The 1207-nt window shown below is 70.4% G+C and carries 1 protein-coding gene; it reads left to right on the top strand.

Annotated features, from left to right (window positions below; all coding sequences use genetic code 11):
* Window positions 1–162: 162 nt before the first annotated feature.
* Window positions 163–1188 (top strand): IS110 family RNA-guided transposase, encoded by a 1026-nt coding sequence (locus PHK61_RS31805; RefSeq protein WP_274285041.1) that lies wholly within the window; start codon window positions 163–165, stop codon window positions 1186–1188.
* Window positions 1189–1207 lie beyond the last annotated feature (19 nt).

Below are 1207 nucleotides of genomic sequence, written 5' to 3'. Positions count from 1 at the left end.
ACAGGGCACCGTCACAGTCCTGACCGCCCCTGCCGTTCCGGCGACGGTCATCCGGTCCCCGAGCCATGCAGGAGACGAACAACCGTGCCCAGGATGCCGCAGGCACCTACCGTCCGACCCGCCCACCACGAGTCGGCGGAGGCCGGCGATGTCGTCGTCGGGGTGGACACTCACAAGGCCGTCCACGTCGCTGCCGTGGTCAACCAGCTGGGGGTGCTGCTGGGCAGCGCCGAGTTCCCCACGACCAGCTCGGGCTATCAGCAGCTGTTGAGCTGGGCCCGAGGCTTCGGGCAGGTCCGACGAGCGGGGGTGGAGTGCACCGGCTCTTACGGCGCGGCGCTGGCCCGCTATCTGGCCGGACATCAGGTCGAGGTCATCGAGGTCAACCAACCGGACAAGCGGGCACGGCGGCGCGGCAAGACCGACGCCATCGATGCCGAGGCCGCCGCTCGAGCGGTGCTCAGCGGCCGCGCCGCCACCCGCGCCAAGGCGGCCGACGGCCCGGTCGAGATGGTCCGGGTGTTCAAGCTGGCCAAGGCCTCGGCGACCAAGTCGCGCACCCAGGCGATCAACCAGCTCAAGTCCGTGCTCGTCAGCGCCGATCCCGAGCTCCGGGAGGCGATGTCCGGGTTGAGCAACACCCGACTCATCCGGCGCTGCGCTGACCTCTCGACGACCGACTCGCCGGCCACCATCGCCGGCGCGGCCGCCTACACCATCGCCCGGCTCGCACGACGCGTCCTGGCGCTGACCAGCGAGATCAACGACCTCCGGCAGCGGATCCACGAGACGCTGACCGCCCACGCACCGCAGCTACTGGCACGTCACGGTGTCGGACCCGACACCGCCGCCGCCCTGCTCATCGCCGCGGGCGACAACCCACAACGGCTCCACCACGAGGGCTCCTTCGCCGCACTATGCGGCGTCAGCCCGGTCGAAGCATCCTCGGGCAAGACGCAGCGACACCGACTCAACCGCGGCGGAGACCGGCAAGCCAACTGCGCGTTGCACACCATCGTGCTCTCCCGACTGCGCTGGGACTCGCGCAGCCGGGACTACCTCGCCCGCCGCATCGCCCAGGGAAAGACGCGCCGCGAGGCCCTTCGCTGCCTCAAACGCTACGTCGCCCGCGAGATCCACCAGCTCATCGCACCCCGAGAGCAGCTGCAGCCTGCGGCCGCTGCTTGACCTCCATAGGGGCATCAAG

It is taken from the genome of Actinomycetospora lutea, assembly GCF_028737205.1.
GTDB classification, from domain to species: Bacteria; Actinomycetota; Actinomycetes; order Mycobacteriales; family Pseudonocardiaceae; genus Actinomycetospora; species Actinomycetospora lutea.
The sequence above is the reverse complement of the archived record's forward strand: the minus strand, read 5'-3'. Positions and strand labels throughout refer to the sequence as shown.